The following is a 20,771-nucleotide window of genomic DNA, read 5'->3' on the forward strand; positions in this document are numbered from 1 at the left end:
GGACGCCCGCAAACAGGCCGACTTAAGGTTGCGTGCTGGGGCAAAGGAGAGCGGTATGAAATATGCAAGTCCCTTGGTATTCGGCATAGGCTTGGCGGTGGCCGGCTGTGTCGCCCCGTCCCAGACGAGCGTCCCCGGCCCCACCGGCGAACGCATCGTCCAGGCCAAATGCGGCGGCTCGCCCGATGCGTGCTTCGAAGAAGCCGCAGCCACCTGCGGCGGCCAGTATCGGGTCGTCGACAGCCACAGCAATGCCGGCGGCGCGCTCGGCGATTCCGTCCCGGGTCCCGTCACCTGGTACAATCTCAGCTACATTTGCGGTCCGTCCGATGGGCGCATGCCGGACTTCGCCTTCCGTGGCCAGTCCTACCGCCCCGCCACGGTCACCACCTGCAGCCCGTTTGGAAATTCGATCAGGTGCATCCAGAGCTGATAGCAGCATAAGGGACGAACACAATGAACCGCATATCGATGGTATCGCTGCTCCTCTTGGCAGGCCTGGCTTCCGGCTGTTCGGAAACCATGGACTCGTCGGAAACGACCAGCCTCAACCCCACCTTCATGTCGCCCACCCAGATGACCGACTATTGCCGCGGCGAAGCGGCGGGCCGCTACATGACACGGCCTGATAGCGTCAGCGTCGGCGTGCCGCAGCCCGGCGTCGGCGGCGGCTACATCGTCACCGGCAGCGTCGACCAGGGCACGATGGGCAGCGCCCCGTTCGAATGCCGCTTCGGCAATGGCGGCGATTACGTCTCTCTGACGGAACTCTGAGATCGACGGACCAGACCGCAACGACCTGTCGCCGCATCGACGGCGGCACGTCATCGGCGGAAAAAGTCACCGCAACCCGTCGCTGTCGCGGCAGCAACGCCGTTCGGCCACGCCGTCGCGGCCACACGCCCACACAGCCACGCCATGCGGCAACGCCGTCGCAGAAGCACTGACACCGCATGCGGTACCGCCGAAGATCACCGCCGATCACCGGAGACCGGGTCCGGCATGATCCACCCGTCGCGCCGCAGGTCCGATGCATCCAGTGAAGTCCGGCGCGCGGCGCAAACCCGCCGCTGACCGGCAAGGCGAAAAACGGAAACAGGCGTTCGCGAAAGGTTCGCATCATGACGCGTGGCGGTGACTATCCCTATTACGACGGCCACCCGGTGCCCATCGAAGGCCGGGGCTGGGCGCTCCTCCTCGCCTCCCTCGCCGTCGGCTTGCTGGCGCTCTCCTTCTTCCCGCCCGTCGGCTTTCCGGCCACCTTCATCCCCGCTCTGCTCTTCCTCAGCATCCCGCTGCTGACCCTGTTCCTCCTGGTCGGCCCCGCCACGCGCGCCCTCTTCCGCCCCGTCGGCTTGAAAGAGCTGGCGCTCATGGTCGCGTTCGGCGCCCTCACGCTCGCAGGCTCCGTGTTCCTGGCCTTCCTGCTGACCTATCTCGGAGCGCTCGCGCCCAATCCCGTCGTGGAAACCATGGCGACCATGACCAACCTCGATCTGGCGAAAAGGCTCGCGCCGACCGTCCCGCAACTGCTGGGCGAAGAACTCTTCGGCATCCTGCCGTTCCTCGCAACGCTCTGGCTCTGCACCGCAAAACTGCATCTCGGGCGCAAAACCGCGATCGCCATCGCCCTCCTCGTCTCCGCCCTGATCTTCGGAGCAGCCCACCTGCCCACCTATGACTGGCACTGGGCCCAGTCCCTCATCGGCATCGGCGGCGCACGGATCTTCCTCACCCTCGCCTACATCGCCACCCGCAACCTCTGGGTCTCCACCGGCGCCCACATCCTCAACGACTGGACCGGCTTCATCCTGACATTCGAAAGCAGTCATATGCCGATGGGGAGTGAGGGGTGACGTGTTTGGGGGGTGCGGAAAGGCAACGAGAGGTCGAAGCCAGCGCAACGCCACCTCTCCGACCGACGGAGGTTCGGTAGCTAAGATTTGACGTCGGCTTGGCTGCTTTGGGGTGGGAAGCGGAAGGGCAGCTTCGAAGCCCGATGGAGCGTTAAGCAGACAAAATTGCTGAAATCAAAACATTGTATTCTGCGCTGAAGAGCGAACGGCTTTGGTCAAGAGATCGAGAGACGCTACCGGAAGGCCAGACACGATCCAGTTCAACTCAACATCGATACGTATTGCCGGATCGAGTTCCACCAGCCGCCCGGCAGTAATGTGAGGTTCGGCCATTTTGATTGGTTGCATGCCCCAAGCCAATCCTGCGATGGCCAGATCGATAAAGGCATGTGTCGATGCGACGGAGTATGTTGGGGCGTCTAGCTCGATACCGAACGCGTCTCGTGCCCATCTCGCCTGAAGTTGGTCTCGCCGATCAAAGCGCAGGCAAGGCGCATGCGCCAGCTCGGCAGCGGTTATGTACTTTGGAAAGTAACGAGCGACGAAATCGGGGCTCGCGCAGGCGGCATAGCGTAGCGAGCCAAGCGGAATTGTACGGCATCCCTGCACAGAGGTGGCGTCCGCTGTGACGGCGGCCATGACTTCACCGGAGCGAAGGCGATCGGCGGTGTGTGCCTCATCGTCCAGAGTCAGGTCGAGCGGAACGCCGGACGTTTGCCCGAATATCCGTGCAGCCTCAGGAAACCATGTGGCGAGACTATCTGCATTAACGGCCACCTTCAGCGGGACCCGTGAGCGTTCTGGTCCTGCATGGTCCGCCAAATCGGGTGTGAGCTCGGTTTCTAGTAATCGCACACGGTCGAAGTGGGCACAAAGCTTTCGGCCAAGCTCCGTAAGCTGGCAGGGCTGCCCGCGGATGATGAGGATGGCTCCAAGCCGTTCTTCCAGACCACGGACGCGTTGCGAAACGGCGGAAGGCGTAATGCCTAGAGCCAGGGCGGCACGTTCAAATGTGCCTTCACGGATGACAGCCGAAACGGCGGCAAGGGCGGGATAATCCAGCATGGATGAAGCATTGCTTCATCGGCTAAAGAAAAACAAGTTTTACTTCAGAGCAGCGTGGCGGCATTAGTCGCCACATGATCAGCTCCGTGACACCGTTCATTTCAGGGTTCGCCCTGTCCGCCGCACTCATCATGGCGATCGGTGCACAGAACCTCTTTGTGTTGCGTCAAGGGCTCAAACGAGAGCATGTTGGGGCGATTGTCGTATTTTTCGGACTATCAGACGCTCTGCTGATCGTAGCCGGCGTCAGCGGCGTGGGCGCATTCCTGTCGGCTGTACCGGGTTTGGCGACGGTTCTCACGATCGGCGGTGCGATCTTCCTGGCGTGGTATGGCATCACTGCGCTTCGGCGGATGACCTCATTGAACGCACTGCCAGTGACGGCTAGCGGGCAACTCTCGCTTGGCCGTGTCATGATCACAGGTGCAGCGTTCACCTTTCTCAATCCCCATGTCTATCTTGATACGGTCCTCTTGATGGGGACAGCAGCCTCTGCGCAGCCGGAAGCTTCGCGGCCGTTGTTTGCGTTCGGGGCTGCAACAGCAAGTTTCGTATGGTTCGCTATTCTTGGCTTTGGTGCCCGACTGTTCCAATCGGTGTTCACTCGCCCACTGGCCTGGCGATTTCTGGATGCCGTTGTCGGCATCGTCATGTTAGGCATTTCTGCATCGCTTCTGATGGGTGCACTCAATCAACCGGGCTGAACCGACTATGACCGTTCAAGACTTGCTGCTGGTCTATGCTGCCTACGTCATCGCAGTGGCTAGCCCTGGCCCGAGCAACATGGCCATCATGAACGCAGCGATGCGTCACGGCCGTCGTTCCGGTCTCGCCATGGCCGCTGGCGTTATTACGATGTCGGCGATCTGGGGCACGATTGCCGCAACAGGTGTTTCGGCTCTTCTGACCACCTATGCCAATGCCGTGACGATCCTAAAGGTTGGAGGTGCGCTCTACCTGCTGTGGCTCGCCTGGAAGGCGGCACGATCGGCAGCCACCCCGGACAAGGAAATGGATCAGAGGGTATGGGCCGCGCCGAATGCTTGGAGCTCCTATCGGCGCGGTGTGCTCATGCATATCGGCAACCCAAAAGCTGTTCTCGCCTGGCTCGCGATCATGTCCCTTGGGGTTGACCAGGCGGCCAGGCCTGCCGCCGTCGCGGTTGCGCTAATCGGCTGCATCATCCTCGGCGTCATTGTCTTTTCCGGCTACGCGCTTTTGTTCTCAACGGCTCCGATGGTGAAGGCCTATGCAAGGGCGAGGCGCTGGTTTGAAGGTGTGCTTGCCGTTTTCTTTGCCGCAGCCGGCCTCCGGCTGCTCTTTTCAAGATGATCGCCAAGGCTCAGAAATGCTCAAGTCTTCACCGTTTCACGGACTATCCGCCTTTCCAATCACCCCGGCTGATAAGGATGGGCGCGTCGATACCGATGTCTTGTCGCGGCTGCTGGAACGGCTCTGCGAAGCAAGAGTGGATTCCATTGGTCTTCTCGGCTCGACCGGCATCTATGCGTATCTGACCCGCGAGGAGCGGCGGCGCGCGATCGAGGCGGCCGTCGAGTGTGTGCGAGGTCGAGTGCCGATTGTTGTCGGGGTGGGCGCGCTCCGCACAGATGAAGCGCAACGTCTCGCCCGGGATGCAGAGGCAGCAGGCGCCGACGCTCTGCTGATGGCGCCGATGTCTTACACTCCGCTCACGCAGAATGAGGCCTATGAGCACTACCGGGCTGTCACGGAGGCGTCCGGTTTGCCACTTTGCATCTACAACAATCCCGGCACGACCCATTTCAACTTCAGCCTGGACCTCCTGGCCAGCCTCTCCAGCCTGCCATCGATCAAGGCCGTAAAAATGCCGCTGCCGTCTGATGGCGACTTCGCCTCCGAAATCGCGACGCTACGCGAACGAATGGATCTTGCGATCGGCTACAGCGGAGACTGGGGAATGGCAGATGCAATGTTGGCAGGTGCAGACGCCTTCTACAGCGTCCTTGGCGGCACGCTGCCTCGTCCAGTCTTGTCGATGGTGAGAGCCGCGCAGGCTGGCAATGCCGATGAAGCGCGGAAGATTGACGCATTGCTCGCGCCTTTGTGGGACACCTTCAAGGCCTATGGCAGCCTTCGGGTCATGTACGTGCTGGCCGAACTGATGGGACGAGGGAGACTGGTTCCACCTCGGCCCGTTCTCCCACTTGAGGGAGAGTCCCGGAAAGAAGTTATAGCGGCTATCGATCCCTTGCTGGCGATTGGATGACGTCCGCACATTTATTTGGCGCGTTCAGCCTATGGCAACTTTCAGGGCGAGTAGCCGAGAGGTTCAACGGCCGAAACGGGGTCGAAAGCGGTCACAACAGCCTCGGCGCCAGTAAACAGGCGCCCACCCCATTCAGCCCCCATTCACGTCCATTCCGTTAACAATTCCTCAAGGTCTCAACGGTCACGCCCGCGTGATCGGAGGCGTTTTCGGGAACTATCTGTCGCTTGCGACCGTTTCAGTCTCGAAATCAACGATAACTGCACGTCAAGAATCGCAGTGAGGTACGTCATGAAAACCTTTTTGAAAGCCGCCGCCTTCGTCGTGGGCATGCTGGGCGCCGGTAGCGCGCTGGCCCAGTCGGCGCTGGTCATCACCGATCTTAATTTGCGCGCCGGTCCGGGCACCGGCTACCAGTCCGTCGGCGTCCTGCCGAACGGATCGGTCGTCAACATTGCCGGCTGCACCTCGGGCTATTCCTGGTGCCGCGTGAACTATCAGGGCTATGACGGCTGGGCCTCGTCCCGTTATCTCGCCCAGCAGGAAGGCCGTTATGCCGGCGGCGGCAATTTCTCGTCGTCCGCTGCGTCCATCGGCATCCCGCTGATCGCCGGCGTTGTCATCGGCAGCGCGCTCAGCAACAACGACCGCGACTACCGCCGTCCGGACCGCTACGACCGCCGCGACTGGCGTGCCGATCGTCGTGACTGGCGCCGCGAAGCCCGCCGTGACTGGCGTGACGATCGCCGCGATGACCGTCGCGACTGGCGCAACGACCGTCGTGGGAACGATACGATCCGCCGTCTGCGCAGCAACGAGCCGTTCCGCTTCCAGACCGACTGATCGAGCAGACCCTGATCGGGCCGACGCCTGATCTTTGAGTGCACGCAAGAGCGCGTCGTCCCCTTGGGGCGGCGCGTTTTCTCGTTTCAGGGTTCCGGCATCGCACCACCCGCAATGCCGGGAGCACGCACACCGATCGCGAGAAGCGAAGCTTCCGAAAAGCCGTCATTCGGCCGGCCAAACCGGTGCGCTCCCCTTCCAATCGCCACAGACTCCGCCCATATTCCCCCCATGGCTTCCCGACCCAACAAGACCTCGCCCCGCCCCGAAAAGACCGGCGCGGAGGATTTCGACCCGACGCGCACGCGCGGCTTCGCCGAGGCGCCCCAGCGCGACCTGGAAGGCGCCCCCTTCTCGTCCGGCTCGGTCTCCGACTGGGCCCGCGAGATGGAGCGCATGGCCGAGGCCGAAACCATCGAAACCCGCCACGACGTCGCCTCCAAGGCCGGCAAGCACCGCCGCAAGGTCGAACGCGCCGCCCAGGCGGAACGCGAAGCTGGCGATGATCAAGAAAGAGCGAAGCGCAGCGCCCGACCGGGCGCCGGCGCCGATGCGCCGCCCCGTCCGGAGGCCAGCGCGAAGCGCGAAACGGCCGCGAGGACAGGACAAACCAGCGCATCCAAATCCCGGGCCCCCGCCAGCGCCGAGCGCAGCGACAAGCTTAAGGGCGGGGCATCAAGAACGTCCCGCGGAACCTCCATGGGCGGCACCACCGATCCGCGCGCCCGCGCCGCCGCCGGTCTCAATCCGGTCGCCGGTATGGATACGAGCCTGGAGGAGGCCTCAGCGCTCGCCACCGGCGCGGTCACGGCCACCGTCGAGGCGCTGTCGGCGCTGATCGAAAGCGGCAATCCGCTGTTCAAGGACGGCAAGCTGTGGACGCCGCACCGTCCCGCCCGGCCAGAGAAATCCGAAGGCGGCATCGCCTTCACCATGCAGACCGAGTACCAGCCCGCCGGCGACCAGCCGACCGCGATTGCCGATCTCGTCGCCGGCGTGAAGGAGAACGAGCGCTCCCAGGTGCTGCTCGGCGTCACCGGTTCGGGCAAGACCTTCACCATGGCCAAGGTGATCGAGGAAACGCAGCGCCCCGCCGTCATCCTCGCGCCCAACAAGACGCTCGCCGCCCAGCTCTATTCGGAGTTCAAGAACTTCTTCCCGGACAACGCGGTGGAGTATTTCGTCTCCTATTACGACTACTACCAGCCGGAAGCCTACGTGCCGCGCTCCGACACCTATATCGAGAAGGAATCCTCCATCAACGAGCAGATCGACCGCATGCGCCACTCGGCGACGCGCGCCCTGCTCGAACGCGACGACGTCATCATCGTCGCCTCCGTCTCCTGCATCTACGGTATCGGCTCGGTCGAGACCTATACGGCGATGACGTTCCAGATGGCCGTTGGCGACCGGCTCGACCAGCGCCAGCTCCTGGCCGACCTCGTCGCCCAGCAATACAAGCGCCGCGACATGGATTTCCAGCGCGGCTCCTTCCGTGTCAGGGGCGATACGATCGAAATCTTCCCGGCCCACCTGGAGGATGCAGCCTGGCGCATCTCGCTCTTCGGCGACGAGATCGAAACCATCACCGAGTTCGATCCGTTGACCGGCCACAAGACCGCCGAGCTGAAATCCGTCAAGATCTACGCCAACTCGCACTATGTGACGCCCAAGCCCACGCTCAACCAGGCGATCAAGTCGATCAAGGAAGAGCTCAAGCATCGCCTCGCCGAGCTCGAAAAGGCCGGCCGCCTGCTCGAAGCCCAGCGGCTCGAGCAGCGCACCCGCTACGACATCGAGATGCTGGAAGCCACCGGCTCCTGCCAGGGCATCGAGAACTATTCGCGCTATCTCACCGGCCGCTCGCCCGGCGAGCCGCCGCCGACGCTGTTCGAATACATCCCCGACAACGCGCTGCTCTTCGTCGATGAGAGCCACGTCACCATCCCGCAGATCGGCGGCATGTATCGCGGCGACTTCCGCCGCAAGGCGACGCTGGCCGAATACGGCTTCCGCCTGCCGTCCTGCATGGACAACCGCCCGTTGCGCTTCGAGGAGTGGGATGCCATGCGCCCGCCCACCGTCGCCGTGTCCGCCACCCCGTCCGCCTGGGAGATGGAGGCCGCCGGCGGCGTGTTCGCCGAACAGGTCATCCGCCCCACGGGCCTCATCGATCCGCCGGTGGAAATCCGCCCGGCCAAATCCCAGGTCGACGACGTTCTCGGCGAAATCCGCGAGACGGCCGCCGCCGGCTACCGCACCCTCGTCACCGTGCTCACCAAGCGCATGGCCGAGGACCTCACCGAATATCTGCACGAGCAGGGCGTGCGTGTCCGCTACATGCACTCCGACATCGACACGCTGGAGCGCATCGAGATCATCCGCGACCTGCGCCTCGGCGCCTTCGACGTGCTGGTCGGCATCAACCTGCTCCGCGAAGGCCTCGACATCCCGGAATGTGGCTTCGTCGCCATCCTCGATGCCGACAAGGAAGGCTTCCTGCGCTCCGAAACCTCGCTGATCCAGACCATCGGCCGCGCCGCACGCAACGTCGACGGCAAGGTCATCCTCTATGCCGACCAGATCACCGGCTCCATGACCCGCGCCATGGAAGAAACCGGCCGCCGCCGCGAAAAGCAGCTCGAATACAACGAGAAGAACGGCATCACGCCCGAAAGCGTCAAGGCCCGCATCTCCGACATCCTTGATAGCGTCTACGAGCGCGACCACGTCCGCGCCGATATCGGCGTGCGCGGCAAGGGCAAGCGCGGGGAAGATCCCAACAACCTCATCGGCAACAACCTCGCCGCCCACCTCGAGGACCTCGAACGCCGCATGCGCGCCGCCGCCACCGACCTCGACTTCGAAACCGCCGCGCGCCTGCGCGACGAAATCAAGCGCCTCAAGGCCCGAGAACTGGAAACCATGGACGACCCGCTGGCCCGGGTCCAGGGCAATGCCGGCGAGTCAGGCGATGGATCGCGCAAGGGAAAAGGATCTCCGAGCAAAGCTCGGCAAGGCCGAACGGCCGTCGCGCCCGATGGCGCGCCCCCCCGCGACGCCGCAGGCGCGCAAAACGAAAATGGGCCGGAGGCCAGCCCGCAGGGCGGTACGGCCGTGAGGACAGAACAAACTCCCGGAGAGACATCCCGCTCCCTCTTCCACAAGCCCGACCTCGACGAAATGACCGTCGGCCGCACCGAAAAACCCGTACAAGGCAAGATCCCGCCAAAGCCGCCAACCGGCTCCGGGGCCCCCGCCAGCGCCGAGCCCAAAGGCGCTACAAGCGAGAAGCTTAAGGGCGGGGCAAACGGGGCCCCCGCCAGCGCCGAGCGTAGCGAGAAGCTTAAGGGCGGGGCAAACGGGGCCCCCGCCAGCGCCGAGCGTAGCGAGAAGCTTAAGGGCGGGGCAGAAGACCCACGTCCCCTCGCCCGCGGCAAGGTCGGCGCCGGCTCCTACGAAGACGAATCCGAAGCCCGCCGCCAAAAACGCCGCCCAGGCAAAACGGGCCGACCGGGACGGTAGAACCAGCCGCGTTGCGCTACTCTCCCCCTTGCGGGGGAGATGTCGGTCCTGAGCTTGTCGAAGGGCCAACAGAGGGGGGGGCCTGTCCACTTGTCGGTTTCCTTGTGTGCCCCAAGCAACCAACCGAGGTGCCTGTCAGACGCCACCAGCAAGGCCCACCGCCCCCTCTTTCACCTGCGGTGACTCTAAGCGGAGAGTTGACCTGCCGCTTGGCCTGGTTCGGAAAACGAGCATCGGCACCAATCTGCCGTCTCTTTAGATATGTAGGTTAACCGGATCCGATCTACGATAGCACCCGATCAAATCCGGAATTCGTCCAAATAGCGGACGGTGCAACGACAAAAACAGGCGCAATCTCGGCAATTGCATAACTCGCCCTTACGCGCCATAATTGCGACGCGCCGAGCTCCGACACCTTAGACTACAGTTTTGAGATCGATATGCATAATACTCGGAGATAAAATGCACATCAAACAAATATACGTTAGGGATCTTCACGGTATTTTTTCGAAAAGAATTCATTTTCACAAAGATTATACATTTATTCATGGCATTAATGGCAGCGGAAAAACCAGCATACTTCGAGCTATGCAAGCGTCGTTGGCTCCAGATCTCGAATGGATCGCGTTAAATAAATTTTCTGTGATAGAAATACACGTTGAGAACGGGCCTAGCAAATTTCAGTTTAGATATGAGAAAGCCGATGGCGCAATTGTTTTAAAGATGCGCGTTGGAAACGACAGGTCGCGGGAAGACTACAGCACGGAAAAACTAGATTTCATAATAAATAATACGTCTCGAAGAGACGTCGATATGAAAAATGAACGCGATCTCGTTAAGCGTTATGTTTTTGGGCTCTTCGAAAACAGTAAGATATTAAAAATAATCCAAAGCATCCCTACCCCGACATTTCTCGGCCTGAACAGAACGTCAGAATCCTACACCGAAAATGACCAGAGCTTTTACGAGCGTCGAGTACGTGCGCATCCGAACCCTATTCTTGCTCCAACCTCCGAGGCCATGACCCAAGGACTTGGTCAAGCTCTCGATCTGATCTTCAGGAGATCCCGGATCATAATTCATCAACGGCGACAACTTGAGGACCAGCTTCGAAACAATATTTCGCTACTGCTTTTCTCGAGCAGTTCTACACAACGAGAAAAAAATTCAGATTGGCCGGAACAGAAAGACATTCTGAAGTATAGGAGGATGAAGAGAGAGATATCTTCCACCCTGACAAAGATTGGATTCGATAGCGAAAAGTCCAGATTTCAAATTGGAACTTTCTTTGATCGCATTATCGATCTCACGCGCAAACTCAATAGATACGATAACTTTCAAACAGCCGCCCAAGAACTCTCTAAAACACCCAAGGGCATAGACTTTTTATATGAATGGTTTGAGCATCAGCCGTTGATTGGCCTGATAGAAAATTACTTTAATCTTATTGACAATTTCAACAAGAAAGAAAGATCTCTACGTAGAGATTTGACAAAATTTGAGGTCATCGTAAATGAGTTTTTCAGCGATTCTCGAAAGAATGTGAAAATCGGCGAGTCGGGGGGAAGCAAAGATTTCAATTGGATCAAAGTATATAGATGTTCATAATCTCAGCTCTGGCGAAAAGCAAATATTTGTCCTGATAAGTCACTTAATATTCAACCCCCTGATAAAAAAAGCCAATGTTTTGATAATAGATGAGCCGGAGATTTCATTGCACGTTCGGTGGCAGGAAATATTTGTTGAAAGCGTTTTGAATGCGAACGATCAAACTCAACTTATACTCGCTACCCACAGCCCTTCGATCGTATTGGACCGCACTGATAATATGGTCGATCTAAATGTCGCTTAAGTACTCAGAAAGAGCTTCAGTGGGTTACGCCGCCCTTTACGCTTCACTGAACGAAAAAACAATATTTGTAGAAGACGCGAAGGGCCGCATAATCCATGAGAGAATAGTCGAATCGATCATCGGACCAGGTCGCGTGAGACGAATAATCCCGTTGAACGGGCGATTGCCGCTTCTCAAAGAGTGGGAGAAAAATAAGCTTAACGACAATAATCTATACATACTGGATGGAGACCTAAATCTTCTTTGGGGTGAAGAGGTGGATGGCACCAATATTGTCCAGATAGACGCTTATTGCGTTGAGAATATAATCATTAACGAGTTAAATTTTCGAAAGTTACTCGAAGACTATGACTTAACTGAAACACAAACTGAGGAAATTATTACCAGCATCAAGGTCTCAATTAGTGAGATTTCAGATAAATGCTTGGGACTGTTTATACTGTACGCAATTGCCTTTCGTATAAGAAAAATAAAGACAGTGAGCGACGGCATCCTACGATTTTGTAGTCAAATAAAAATTGAAAAAAATAGAGTCGATAAGCGAAAGAGAGAGCTTATAAGCGCGATAATAAAAGAAATTGGGTTTGAAAATTTCAAAAATCAAAAAGAGTTGATAAAAAATAACATCCTATCAAGCAGCATATCACGTGAGCGATTTATATCCGGTAAGGATTTTATTCTTCCGATGGTTCACAAGATTGTTGAGAGTAAAGCTGCTTACAAAGGGCCGTCAACGATATTGGCGCGGCAATTATCCCGACATGTCAGACCAAATGATGCGGGTAATTATCGGGATTTCATCCGCCGTCACTTTCCTTAATCCCCCCAAAATTTTCCCCGTCCCTCGCGCCCATGCCATACTCCTCGCATCCTTCACCACGACGGGATGGGACAGGTCGACGGTCCGGTTTCAGCGGTGAGGGACGGCGCTTCCGCCGGTGGCCAACGTAGCGGCCGGCTGGAGAGGTCCCAAAACGGCTCCCCCTGCCACTACGAGCAGGTTCGGCTGCGTGCCCGTGCAAGCGGGCCGACCGCATGCCCCCAGACAGGCGATGCGCCCGGGGGCGGTCGGATCCCGCGCAGAGAGCTGGAACCGGGATCTGACGGAGGATGCTCCCGAGAACGCCGCCGGGGCGCGATGACCGTGCCACTCGAACTACATCTACCCAGGCGGCTCGATCCTTGCGCCCCGGACCCGTCATCTCTGCCCTCTCCCCGCCGCGGCAAACCGCCCCGTCGGACGCCTTTCTGCGTCCGACAACGCCCATAAATCCCGGACGCATTTCTGCGTCCGACAATGCCCAGAAGCCGGGTGCTGTTGCGCGTCCTGAAACATCAACGGAGATCCGCCATGCCGCGCAGCCACCATCCCGACAGGGACCGGTTCAAGTTCCGCCTCGCCTGCGCCACGGTCGACGAGCAATTGAACGCCATCGGCGCCACCATCGAGGCGATGGCGCGACGCCGGTGGCGTCCGCCCCCGGCCGAGGAGGCAAGGCGCTGCGACCTCGCCGCCTGCCGGCGTCACCGCGCCTGCCAGAGCGACGCCGTCCGCCGCGCCTGCGAGCGGATTCCGTTCGAACGGGCCGAAGCGGCGCGGGTCGCAGCAATCCCCGGCGAATTCCCCTGGAACGTGATCTACCCGACCGAACCTAACGACGACGACGACGCCTGAGGGCGACACCTAAGAACGAAGACCGGGGACGCGGGGGCGAGACCGCCGCCCCCTCTCCGGTCATACACCGGTCGCATTTGACGCCGCTCTTTATCGCACCACCGATCTCGCTTAAGCAGGGGCCATGACCCTGATCAAGCGATCCCCCGCCCCTTCCCGACCCAAAGCCCTTCTCGTCGTCCTCCTCGCCGCCCTCGCCGGGCTGGCGCTCCTGCCGGCGCCCGCGCTTTCGCGGGACTGGCAGCCCTCCGAGCGCATCGAGACCTATGCGGTCACGGGCACGACGGGCATCGATCTCTACCGCTCCATCGGCGAGCGCGCGCCGTCGGCCGGCGTCGGCCAGGCCATCGCCTTCACCGATTTCGAGCTTCTGTGGTCGCGCGATTACCGGCCGCAGCCGGATGGCTCCTGTATCCTCGCTTCCGCCCGGCCGAGCCTCACCATCATCTACCGCTGGCCGACAGCGCCTTCGGGCCTTGCGCCGGAAGTGGCGGCCAGTTGGGCCCGCTTCATCGAAGGCGTCGAAAAACACGAGCGCGTCCATGGCGACCACGTGATCGAGATGACCGAGAAGATCCAGGCCTTCTCCACCGGCCTGTCGGCGCCGGCCGATGCCGATTGCAACAAGGTCCGCGCCAAGCTCCAGGAATTCCTGGCCGGCATGGCGGCCGAGCGGCTGAACCGCGCCCGCACCTTCGACCGCGCCGAGATGGGCAATGGCGGCAACGTCCACCAGCTCATCCTCGCCCTCGTCAACGGTCCATGAGAGGCGCCCGATGCCCTACCGCCTGACGCCCAAGGACAAGAGCTTCCAGGCGACCGTGCGCCGCATCGCCGGCGAACAGCTCGCCCGCGCCATCGAAGAAGCCCGTGCCGTCCCGCCGAACCCAGACGCCGGCCCGCACCCGGACCAGCAAGCCGGCGGCGCGGCCGCCACCGCCACGGAAGGCCTCACCGAACGCCAGCGCGTCCACCAGCTGCGCAAGCGCATCAAGAAGGTGCGCGGCCTCATCCGCATGGTCCGCCCCGCCTTTTCAGATTATGCCAAGGAGAATGCGGCGCTGCGCGATGTCGGCCGGTCGCTCGCGCCCCACCGCGAAGCCCAGTCGCTGATCGCCGCCTTCGATGCGCTCGTCGCCGCCTACCGGTCCGATCGCGCGCTTCCGCCGCTGCGCAGCCAGTCCGTCACCGCCCTTCGCCGCCGCCTCGTCGTTCCGCTTGTCGAAGAAACCGGCGCCGCCGCCCCGGTCATCGAAGCCGCCGCCACCGAACTCGCCGCCATCGCCGAACGCGCCCGCTCGTGGAAGATCCGGCCGAAGGGCTCAAAAGCCTTCGCCCGCGGCCTCGCCGACACCCACAACGCCGCCCGCAAAGCCCGCGTCGATGCCCTGAAGGCGCTCGCCGCGATCGAGGCCGGCCCGCCGTCGCCCGAAACCCAGGCGATCGAGAACCGGCAGCAATCCCGGTGGGACGGCGCCGAGACGCTGCACGAATGGCGCAAGCGCGTGAAGGCCCACGCCCAGCATCTGCGCATCCTCGCTCCCGTCTGGCCGGAAGCCGTCGGCCCCCAGGTCGATGCCGCCCGTGCGCTCGCCGAGGATCTCGGCCGCCACCACGATCTCGCTGAACTCGTCCGCGCGCTCGGCGACGACGCTCTCGGCCATCACCCGACCCGCGTCGCCCTCATCGATCTCGCTTATGCCCGCCAGGCCGCCATCGAGGCGACAGCCCTTGCCGCCGGCGCGCGGATCCTCGCCGAGAAATCGAAGCCCATGGCCGCCCGCCACCGCGCGCTCTACAAGCTCTGGAAGGCGGAAGACCGCAAAGCGGCACCCGGCAAGGCCGGCGAAACGCTTCCGGCCAGCCCCCCGCCCGTCAAGGGATGGTTCGCCGCCAAACCCAATGGCGGCAATAGCGGGAACGGCGACGCCGAGAGCTGACCGGTCAGCGCAAACGCCCGATCCATCACCAGAATTGATTTGTCGACAAAAGGGTGCAGGTCTAGCCAGAGCGCAACCCTCACTCGCTCCCGGTCCCGGTCCCGCAGATGCCCTTTTCAGCCAATGTCCGCGGCGCGATCTTCATGTCGCTGGCCATGGCCGGTTTCCTGTTCAACGACACCGTCGTCAAGGTTCTCGCCGCCGACATGAATGTCGGCCAGGTCATGGCGCTGCGCGGCATCTTCGCCACCATCGCCATCACCGCGCTCGCCTGGTGGCGCCATGCGCTGCGGCCGATCCGAGTCGCCTTCCAGCCGATGATCCTGCTGCGCATCATCGGCGAGGTCGGCGGCACCGTCACCTTCCTCATCGCGCTCACGCACATCCCCATCGCCAACGCCTCTGCCATACTTCAGGCTCTGCCGCTCGCCGTCACCATGGGCGCGGCCCTGTTCCTGTCCGAGCCCGTCGGCTGGCGCCGCTGGAGCGCCATCGCCATCGGCTTTTGCGGCGTCATGCTGATCGTGCGGCCGGGCGTCGAAGGCTTCAGCTTCTATTCCATGCTGGTGCTCGGCACCGTCTTCTTCGCCGCCATGCGCGATCTGGCCACCCGCATGGTGCAGGCCGAGGTGCCGTCGCTCTTCCTGTCGGTGGTCACCTCCCCCATCGTCGGCCTAACCGGCGTTATCATGGCCCCGATGATGGGCGGCTGGACCCCGGTCGATGCCGGCCATATCGGCCTCCTGGTTCTCTGCGCCGTCCTGCTCCTCATCGGCTACCAGTTCATCATCATGGCCATGCGCAGCGGCGACATCTCCTTCGTCGCTCCCTTTCGCTACACAAACCTGCTCTGGGCGATCCCCACCGGCTACCTCGTCTTCGGCGACGTTCCCGATGCCTATATGATCATCGGCGCAACGATCATCGTCGTCTCGGGCATCTACACCCTCTACCGGGAACGCAAGCGCCCCGAAGTCGACCCAGTGGCCGCGGAAACGGCAAAACAACCCTCGCCGTGAGGCCAGGGAGACGACAAACAAAAAGCTAAGGCCACCTTTCCTTTTTGGTATCGATGCGCCAATTGGTCGGCGAAGGATATGTCCGCATGCCACCTGCTCGCTTTCTCGATCCCCGCACCCCGCCGCACATCTTGACGCTGGTCCTCATGGCGGCGCTCGGTGCGTTGAACATGAACGTCTTCCTGCCCTCGCTTCCGGGCATGGCGCGCTATTTCAACGCCGACTACGCGCTCGTTCAGCTGACCGTGTCCGCCTACCTCGCCGGCACCGCGTTTCTGCAGATCTTCATCGGCCCCTTGTCGGACAGGTTCGGCCGCCGCCCGGTCATGCTGGTCAGCATCTGGCTCTTTCTCGGCGCCACACTGATCTGCGTCTTCGCGCCGACGATCGAAATCCTGCTGATCGGCCGCGTGCTGCAGGCGGTCGTCGTCGCCGGCCTGGTGCTCTCGCGCGCGATCGTGCGCGACATCGTCGGCCCTTCGCAGGCTGCCTCCATGATCGGCTATGTGACGATGGGCATGACGCTGGTGCCGATGGTCGGCCCGGCACTTGGCGGCTTTCTCGACCAGATGTTCGGCTGGCAGGCCAATTTCATCCTCACTTTCGTCTTCGGCGTCATGGTGCTGATCGTGTGCTGGCGCGACCTCGGCGAAACCAACCAGGCGATGTCCGCCAATTTCGCCCAGCAGTTCCGCGCCTATCCGGAGCTTTTGAAGGCTCGCCGGTTCTGGGGATACACGCTCACGGCAACGTTCGCTTCCGGCGCATTCTTCTCGTTCCTGGGTGGCGGTCCCTACGTGGCGAACGTCATTCTCGGCATGACCCCGGCCGAACTCGGCTACCACTTCTTCTTCATCGCCTTCGGCTACATGATCGGCAACTTTCTGACAGCGCGGTTCTCCGTCAATGTCGGGCTGAATGCCATGATGGTGATCGGCAATTTGATCTCCGCCCTCGGCATGGCGCTGTCGATCGCACTTTTCTGGTCGGGCTTCTTCCATCCGATGGCATTCTTCGGGCCGATCTTCTTCGTCGGCTTCGGCAACGGCATGGCGCTGCCCAATGCCAATGCCGGCATCGTCTCGGTCAAGCCACGCCTTGCCGGGTCGGCCTCCGGGCTCGGCGGCGCACTGATGATCGGCGGCGGCGCTTTGTTGTCTGTGCTGGCCGGTTCGCTTCTGTCCGAAGAGTCCGGCCCATATCCGCTGCTTTACGTCATGTTCTCTTCGTCTCTGGCAGGGGTCGCGGCGGCGCTTTACGTCCTCTATGTTGTGCGTCAGGACCGGTTGGCCGGCATCGTGATGGACGACGAGTAAGGTCCGACGGAGAGTATTTTGACGGAACGTGAATTCATCGTGCGGCCCGATCCGACCGATCAGCGGCTCTCGACGATCGTCGAGGGCATCGATCAGAACGGCGATGCCGTCGATACGCGGGTGGTGACCGAAAAGGCGCTGACGCTCTATCTCAACGCAAGGGAGATCGTCACCATGATGACGATCGGCGATCATCCGGACCTTTTGGCGCTCGGATATTTGCTCAATCAGAACATGTTGAAGCCGACCGACCACGTCACCGGCATCGACTACGATGAAGAACTCGAAGTCGTCGTCGTGCGCACCGAGGAAGAGACCAACTACGAGGACAAGCTGAAGAAGAAGGTCCGCACCTCGGGCTGCGCCCAAGGCACGGTCTTTGGCGACATCATGGACAATCTGGACAGCATTTCATTGTCCAAGGATGCCCGGCTTCGCACATCGTGGCTCTATGCGCTGACGCACAAGATCAACACCGCTCCATCGCTCTACCTCGAGGCAGGCGCGATTCATGGCTGCGTGCTGTGTGCGGAAGACCGGCCGCTCGTTTACATGGAGGACGTCGGTCGTCACAACGCCGTCGACAAGATCGCCGGCTGGATGTTCCAGACGAACGAGGACCCGTCCGACAAGATCTTTTACACGACCGGTCGCCTTACGTCCGAGATGGTCATCAAGACCGCCATGATGGGCATCCCCATCCTGGTATCGCGTTCGGGCTTTACCGCCTGGGGTGTCGAACTCGCCCGCAAGATCGGCCTGACGCTCATCGGCCGTGCGCGCGGAAAGCGCTTCGTCGCACTGGCCGGTACCGAGCGCATCATCTTCGATCTCGATCCCGACAAGGTGCCGGATGAAGAGGGCCGATCCGGGCGCAAGGGCAGCCGACGCGAGATCGAGGCCGAAGCATGACCGGACCTTCCAGGAAGGACATCCTCGGCTGCGTTCTGGCAGGCGGTCTCTCACGGCGCATGGGTGGCGGCGACAAGGCGCTTTTGGAAATCCGTGGCGTCCCGATGCTGACCCGCGTAATCGACCGGCTCAAACCCCAAGTGTCTTCGCTCGTTCTCAACGCCAATGGCGATGCAGGCCGCTTTGCGGAGTACGACCTTCCCGTCATCGCCGACACTGTCGGCGATTTCGCCGGCCCGCTCGCCGGGGTTCTTGCCGGCATGCGCCACGCGCAAACTGCGGACCAGTCGATCAGCCATGTCGCAACCGCGGCCAGCGACACGCCGTTCTTTCCCGTCGATCTGGTGGAGCGCTTCGCCGAAGTAACGACGACCGCCGACACGATCGCACTGGCAACGTCGGACGGCAATCGTCATCCCGTCTTCGGCCTGTGGCCCGTCGCACTCGCCGACGATCTCGAGACCTGGTTAAAAGAAAGCGACACCTTCAAGGTGCTCGCTTGGGTCCACCGCCACAGGCTGGCAACAGTGGACTTCGATTTGGTAAGACACGGCGAACACAGCTTCGATCCGTTCTTCAACGCCAACACGCCGGAAGATATGATTGCGGCGGAGACTTTCCTTCGGGAGCAGCAGATTTCATGACGAGACAGTCCCAACGCGTCTTTGGCGTCACCGGATGGAAGAATTCCGGCAAGACGGGCCTGACCGTGCGCATCGTCGAGGAACTGACCCGCAGAGGCTGGCGCATTTCCACCGTGAAACATGCCCATCACGAGTTCGATATCGACAAGGAAAACACGGACAGTTGGCGTCATCGCCAAGCCGGAGCCGGCGAAGTGGCCATCGTTTCCGGCAAGCGCTGGGCCCTTATGCATGAGTTGCGTCACGAATCCGAACCTGCGCTTGAAGACATTCTCGAGCGCCTGGCTCCTTGCGATCTCGTTGTGATCGAAGGCTACAAGCGCGAGAACCATCCGAAAATCGAAGCCCGGCGGCTGGATGCCGCCAACCGCGCGCCACTGGCTGCTGCAGATCCCAACATCATCGCGATCGCTGCCGATCATCCGGTGTCCGAAGAACATCTGCCGGTCTTCGACCTGGACGACACCATCGGTATTTCCGATTTCATCGAGCGCGTCACGGGCCTGGCCGAGCGTCGGAGCGCTGCGTCATGACCACGGGACGTCGGCTCCTCGACGATTGTTTTCTGCACGACCGAGACCGCATGCGGCATTCGGAGGTGCTCGCTTTGATCTCCGAGCGGCTCGCGCCCATCGTGCCGATGGAAATGGTGCCTCTGCGGGAGGCAGCCGGACGCATTCTGGCCGAGCCGATCGCTGCCCCGCGCGATGTCCCCTTCTCCGACAATTCCGCAGTCGATGGCTATGCCTTCGCCTATGCCGACTACTTCAAGCGCAATACGCTCGGTATCCGCACGCGCATCGCTGCCGGGGACCTTGCACCCGCCGAGATCGGCAGATCCGAAGCGGCACGCATCTTCACCGGGGCAGCGATGCCAGCCGGCGCGGACACCGTCGCCATGCAGGAAGATTGCGAGCTCTCGGAGGACGGTTCGACGGTCACCGTGCCGAAAGGTCTGAAGCCTGGTGCCAACCGACGACGTGCCGGCGAGGACGTCGCGCAAGGATCAATCGCGATCGAGCCCGGCGTTCGGCTTCGCGCGCAGGATCTTGCCGCAATCGCGTCGTTCGGATTTGACGAAGTGCCGGTCTGCCGTCGCCTGCGCATCGCCGTTTTGTCCACAGGCAACGAACTCGTGGAACCGGGCAGCGCCGATCCGTTTCAGCCTGGTCAGGTTTTCGACAGTAACCGGACGATGCTGGCCGCATTGGCGCAGACGATGCCGGTCGAGATCACCGATCTGGGCATCCTCAAGGACGACGCAGCTCTCATTGCCAGCACGATCGAAGATGCAGCCGGCACCCATGACGTGATCCTGAGCACAGGCGGCGCATCGCGTGGCGAGGAAGATCATGTGGTGACGACGCTCGATGCGCTCGGCAAGAGGCACCTGTGGCAGATCGCCGTCAAGCCCGGACGCCCCATGGTGGTGGGTCAAATCCAGACGGACCAGAGGGATTGCGTGTTCTTCGGCCTGCCTGGAAACCCTGTCGCGGTTCTCGTCTGCTTCCTGCTCTATGTCCGCCCCGCGCTGACGATTCTCGGTGGCGGCCAAGCGCTAGAGCCCGCCCGGTATCATCTGCCCGCAGGTTTCCACATCGCGCGCAAAAAAACGGATCGCCGGGAATTCCTCCGCGGCTGGCTTGCCACCGGTGCCGACGGCATCTCCCGCGTCGAAAAATTTCCGCGCGACGGTTCGGGTCTCATCACGGGACTGCGGCAGGCGACCGGGCTGATCGAGTTGGATGAAGAGGTGAACGAGGTGCGCGTAGGCGATCGCGTCGCATTTATTCCGTTCAACGAGTTCGGGCTTTGAAAACTTACGCGAAGGCCGCTAACGTCAATTTGGATTTTTATTGCAATTGCGAATGGCGTC

General features: G+C 61.4%; 21 protein-coding genes. 20 read left to right on the top strand and 1 reads right to left on the bottom strand.

The annotated features are described in order from the left end of the window. The first annotated feature begins 55 nt into the window (after positions 1-55). From GC125_RS13320 to GC125_RS13330, 3 genes are all read left to right on the top strand, one after another. Entirely contained in the window at positions 56-433 is a 378-nt protein-coding gene (locus tag GC125_RS13320; protein ID WP_151986085.1) for a hypothetical protein, read from the top strand. 23 nt (positions 434-456) lie between these two features. Next, entirely contained in the window at positions 457-774 is a 318-nt protein-coding gene (locus tag GC125_RS13325) for a hypothetical protein (RefSeq protein WP_151986086.1), read from the top strand. A 347-nt stretch (positions 775-1,121) separates the two neighbouring features. After that, positions 1,122-1,856 (top strand): CPBP family intramembrane glutamic endopeptidase, encoded by a 735-nt coding sequence (locus GC125_RS13330; RefSeq protein ID WP_151986087.1) that lies wholly within the window; start codon positions 1,122-1,124, stop codon positions 1,854-1,856. A 174-nt stretch (positions 1,857-2,030) separates the two neighbouring features. Here the strand turns inward: GC125_RS13330 and GC125_RS13335 are convergent, their stop codons facing one another. Next, the gene (locus tag GC125_RS13335) at positions 2,031-2,921 is read right to left on the bottom strand and encodes a LysR family transcriptional regulator ArgP (protein WP_151986088.1); all 891 of its coding nucleotides are present in this window, start codon (positions 2,919-2,921) and stop codon (positions 2,031-2,033) included. Positions 2,922-3,007: 86 nt separating this feature from the next. Between GC125_RS13335 and GC125_RS13340 the strand changes: the two genes are divergently transcribed. From GC125_RS13340 to GC125_RS13420, 17 genes are all read left to right on the top strand, one after another. Then, complete coding sequence (locus tag GC125_RS13340) at positions 3,008-3,625, top strand: LysE/ArgO family amino acid transporter (protein WP_353617080.1); 618 nt, start codon at positions 3,008-3,010, stop codon at positions 3,623-3,625. A 7-nt stretch (positions 3,626-3,632) separates the two neighbouring features. Further along, positions 3,633-4,253 (top strand): LysE family translocator, encoded by a 621-nt coding sequence (locus GC125_RS13345; RefSeq protein WP_151986090.1) that lies wholly within the window; start codon positions 3,633-3,635, stop codon positions 4,251-4,253. A 16-nt stretch (positions 4,254-4,269) separates the two neighbouring features. Further along, a complete protein-coding gene (locus GC125_RS13350; RefSeq protein ID WP_151987898.1) occupies positions 4,270-5,169 on the top strand; it encodes a dihydrodipicolinate synthase family protein in 900 nt (299 codons plus the stop codon). A gap of 291 nt (positions 5,170-5,460) precedes the next feature. Continuing rightward, a complete protein-coding gene (locus GC125_RS13355) occupies positions 5,461-6,012 on the top strand; it encodes an SH3 domain-containing protein (RefSeq protein ID WP_151986091.1) in 552 nt (183 codons plus the stop codon). Between the two features lie 231 nt (positions 6,013-6,243). Next, positions 6,244-9,537, top strand: a complete 3,294-nt coding sequence (gene uvrB, locus GC125_RS13360; RefSeq protein WP_286165511.1) for an excinuclease ABC subunit UvrB — start codon at positions 6,244-6,246, stop codon at positions 9,535-9,537. 462 nt (positions 9,538-9,999) lie between these two features. Then, on the top strand, positions 10,000-11,145 hold the full coding sequence (locus GC125_RS13365; RefSeq protein WP_151986092.1) for an AAA family ATPase: 1,146 nt from the start codon (positions 10,000-10,002) through the stop codon (positions 11,143-11,145). 22 nt (positions 11,146-11,167) lie between these two features. Continuing rightward, positions 11,168-11,389: an AAA family ATPase gene (locus GC125_RS20380; RefSeq protein ID WP_502706099.1), complete on the top strand. Its 222-nt coding sequence runs from the start codon at positions 11,168-11,170 to the stop codon at positions 11,387-11,389. Between the two features lie 19 nt (positions 11,390-11,408). Continuing rightward, positions 11,409-12,209, top strand: coding sequence for a DUF4435 domain-containing protein (locus GC125_RS13375; protein ID WP_199864570.1), 801 nt, complete (start codon positions 11,409-11,411; stop codon positions 12,207-12,209). A 531-nt stretch (positions 12,210-12,740) separates the two neighbouring features. Beyond that, entirely contained in the window at positions 12,741-13,064 is a 324-nt protein-coding gene (locus GC125_RS13380) for a hypothetical protein (protein WP_151986094.1), read from the top strand. 124 nt (positions 13,065-13,188) lie between these two features. Then, positions 13,189-13,830 carry a DUF922 domain-containing Zn-dependent protease gene (locus GC125_RS13385; protein ID WP_151986095.1) on the top strand — a complete coding sequence of 214 codons (642 nt, stop codon included), beginning with the start codon at positions 13,189-13,191 and terminating at the stop codon, positions 13,828-13,830. Between the two features lie 10 nt (positions 13,831-13,840). After that, a complete protein-coding gene (locus GC125_RS13390; RefSeq protein ID WP_199864571.1) occupies positions 13,841-15,004 on the top strand; it encodes a CHAD domain-containing protein in 1,164 nt (387 codons plus the stop codon). Between the two features lie 107 nt (positions 15,005-15,111). Beyond that, positions 15,112-16,023 (top strand): DMT family transporter, encoded by a 912-nt coding sequence (locus tag GC125_RS13395; RefSeq protein ID WP_151986097.1) that lies wholly within the window; start codon positions 15,112-15,114, stop codon positions 16,021-16,023. Positions 16,024-16,109: 86 nt separating this feature from the next. Beyond that, positions 16,110-17,339 (top strand): multidrug effflux MFS transporter, encoded by a 1,230-nt coding sequence (locus tag GC125_RS13400; RefSeq protein ID WP_151986098.1) that lies wholly within the window; start codon positions 16,110-16,112, stop codon positions 17,337-17,339. A gap of 18 nt (positions 17,340-17,357) precedes the next feature. Beyond that, complete coding sequence (fdhD, locus tag GC125_RS13405) at positions 17,358-18,251, top strand: formate dehydrogenase accessory sulfurtransferase FdhD (RefSeq protein WP_151986099.1); 894 nt, start codon at positions 17,358-17,360, stop codon at positions 18,249-18,251. Beyond that, on the top strand, positions 18,248-18,895 hold the full coding sequence (gene mobA / locus GC125_RS13410; RefSeq protein WP_151986100.1) for a molybdenum cofactor guanylyltransferase MobA: 648 nt from the start codon (positions 18,248-18,250) through the stop codon (positions 18,893-18,895). The genes fdhD and mobA overlap by 4 nt, the downstream gene beginning before the upstream one ends. Next, positions 18,892-19,428: a molybdopterin-guanine dinucleotide biosynthesis protein B gene (mobB, locus tag GC125_RS13415; RefSeq protein WP_151986101.1), complete on the top strand. Its 537-nt coding sequence runs from the start codon at positions 18,892-18,894 to the stop codon at positions 19,426-19,428. Before mobA ends, mobB begins: the two co-directional genes overlap by 4 nt. Beyond that, positions 19,425-20,711: a molybdopterin molybdotransferase MoeA gene (locus GC125_RS13420; protein WP_151986102.1), complete on the top strand. Its 1,287-nt coding sequence runs from the start codon at positions 19,425-19,427 to the stop codon at positions 20,709-20,711. The genes mobB and GC125_RS13420 overlap by 4 nt, the downstream gene beginning before the upstream one ends. The last annotated feature ends 60 nt before the right edge of the window (positions 20,712-20,771 follow it).

The sequence above is a fragment of the Rhizobium sp. EC-SD404 genome (genome assembly GCF_902498825.1).
GTDB lineage: Bacteria > Pseudomonadota > Alphaproteobacteria > Rhizobiales > Rhizobiaceae > Georhizobium.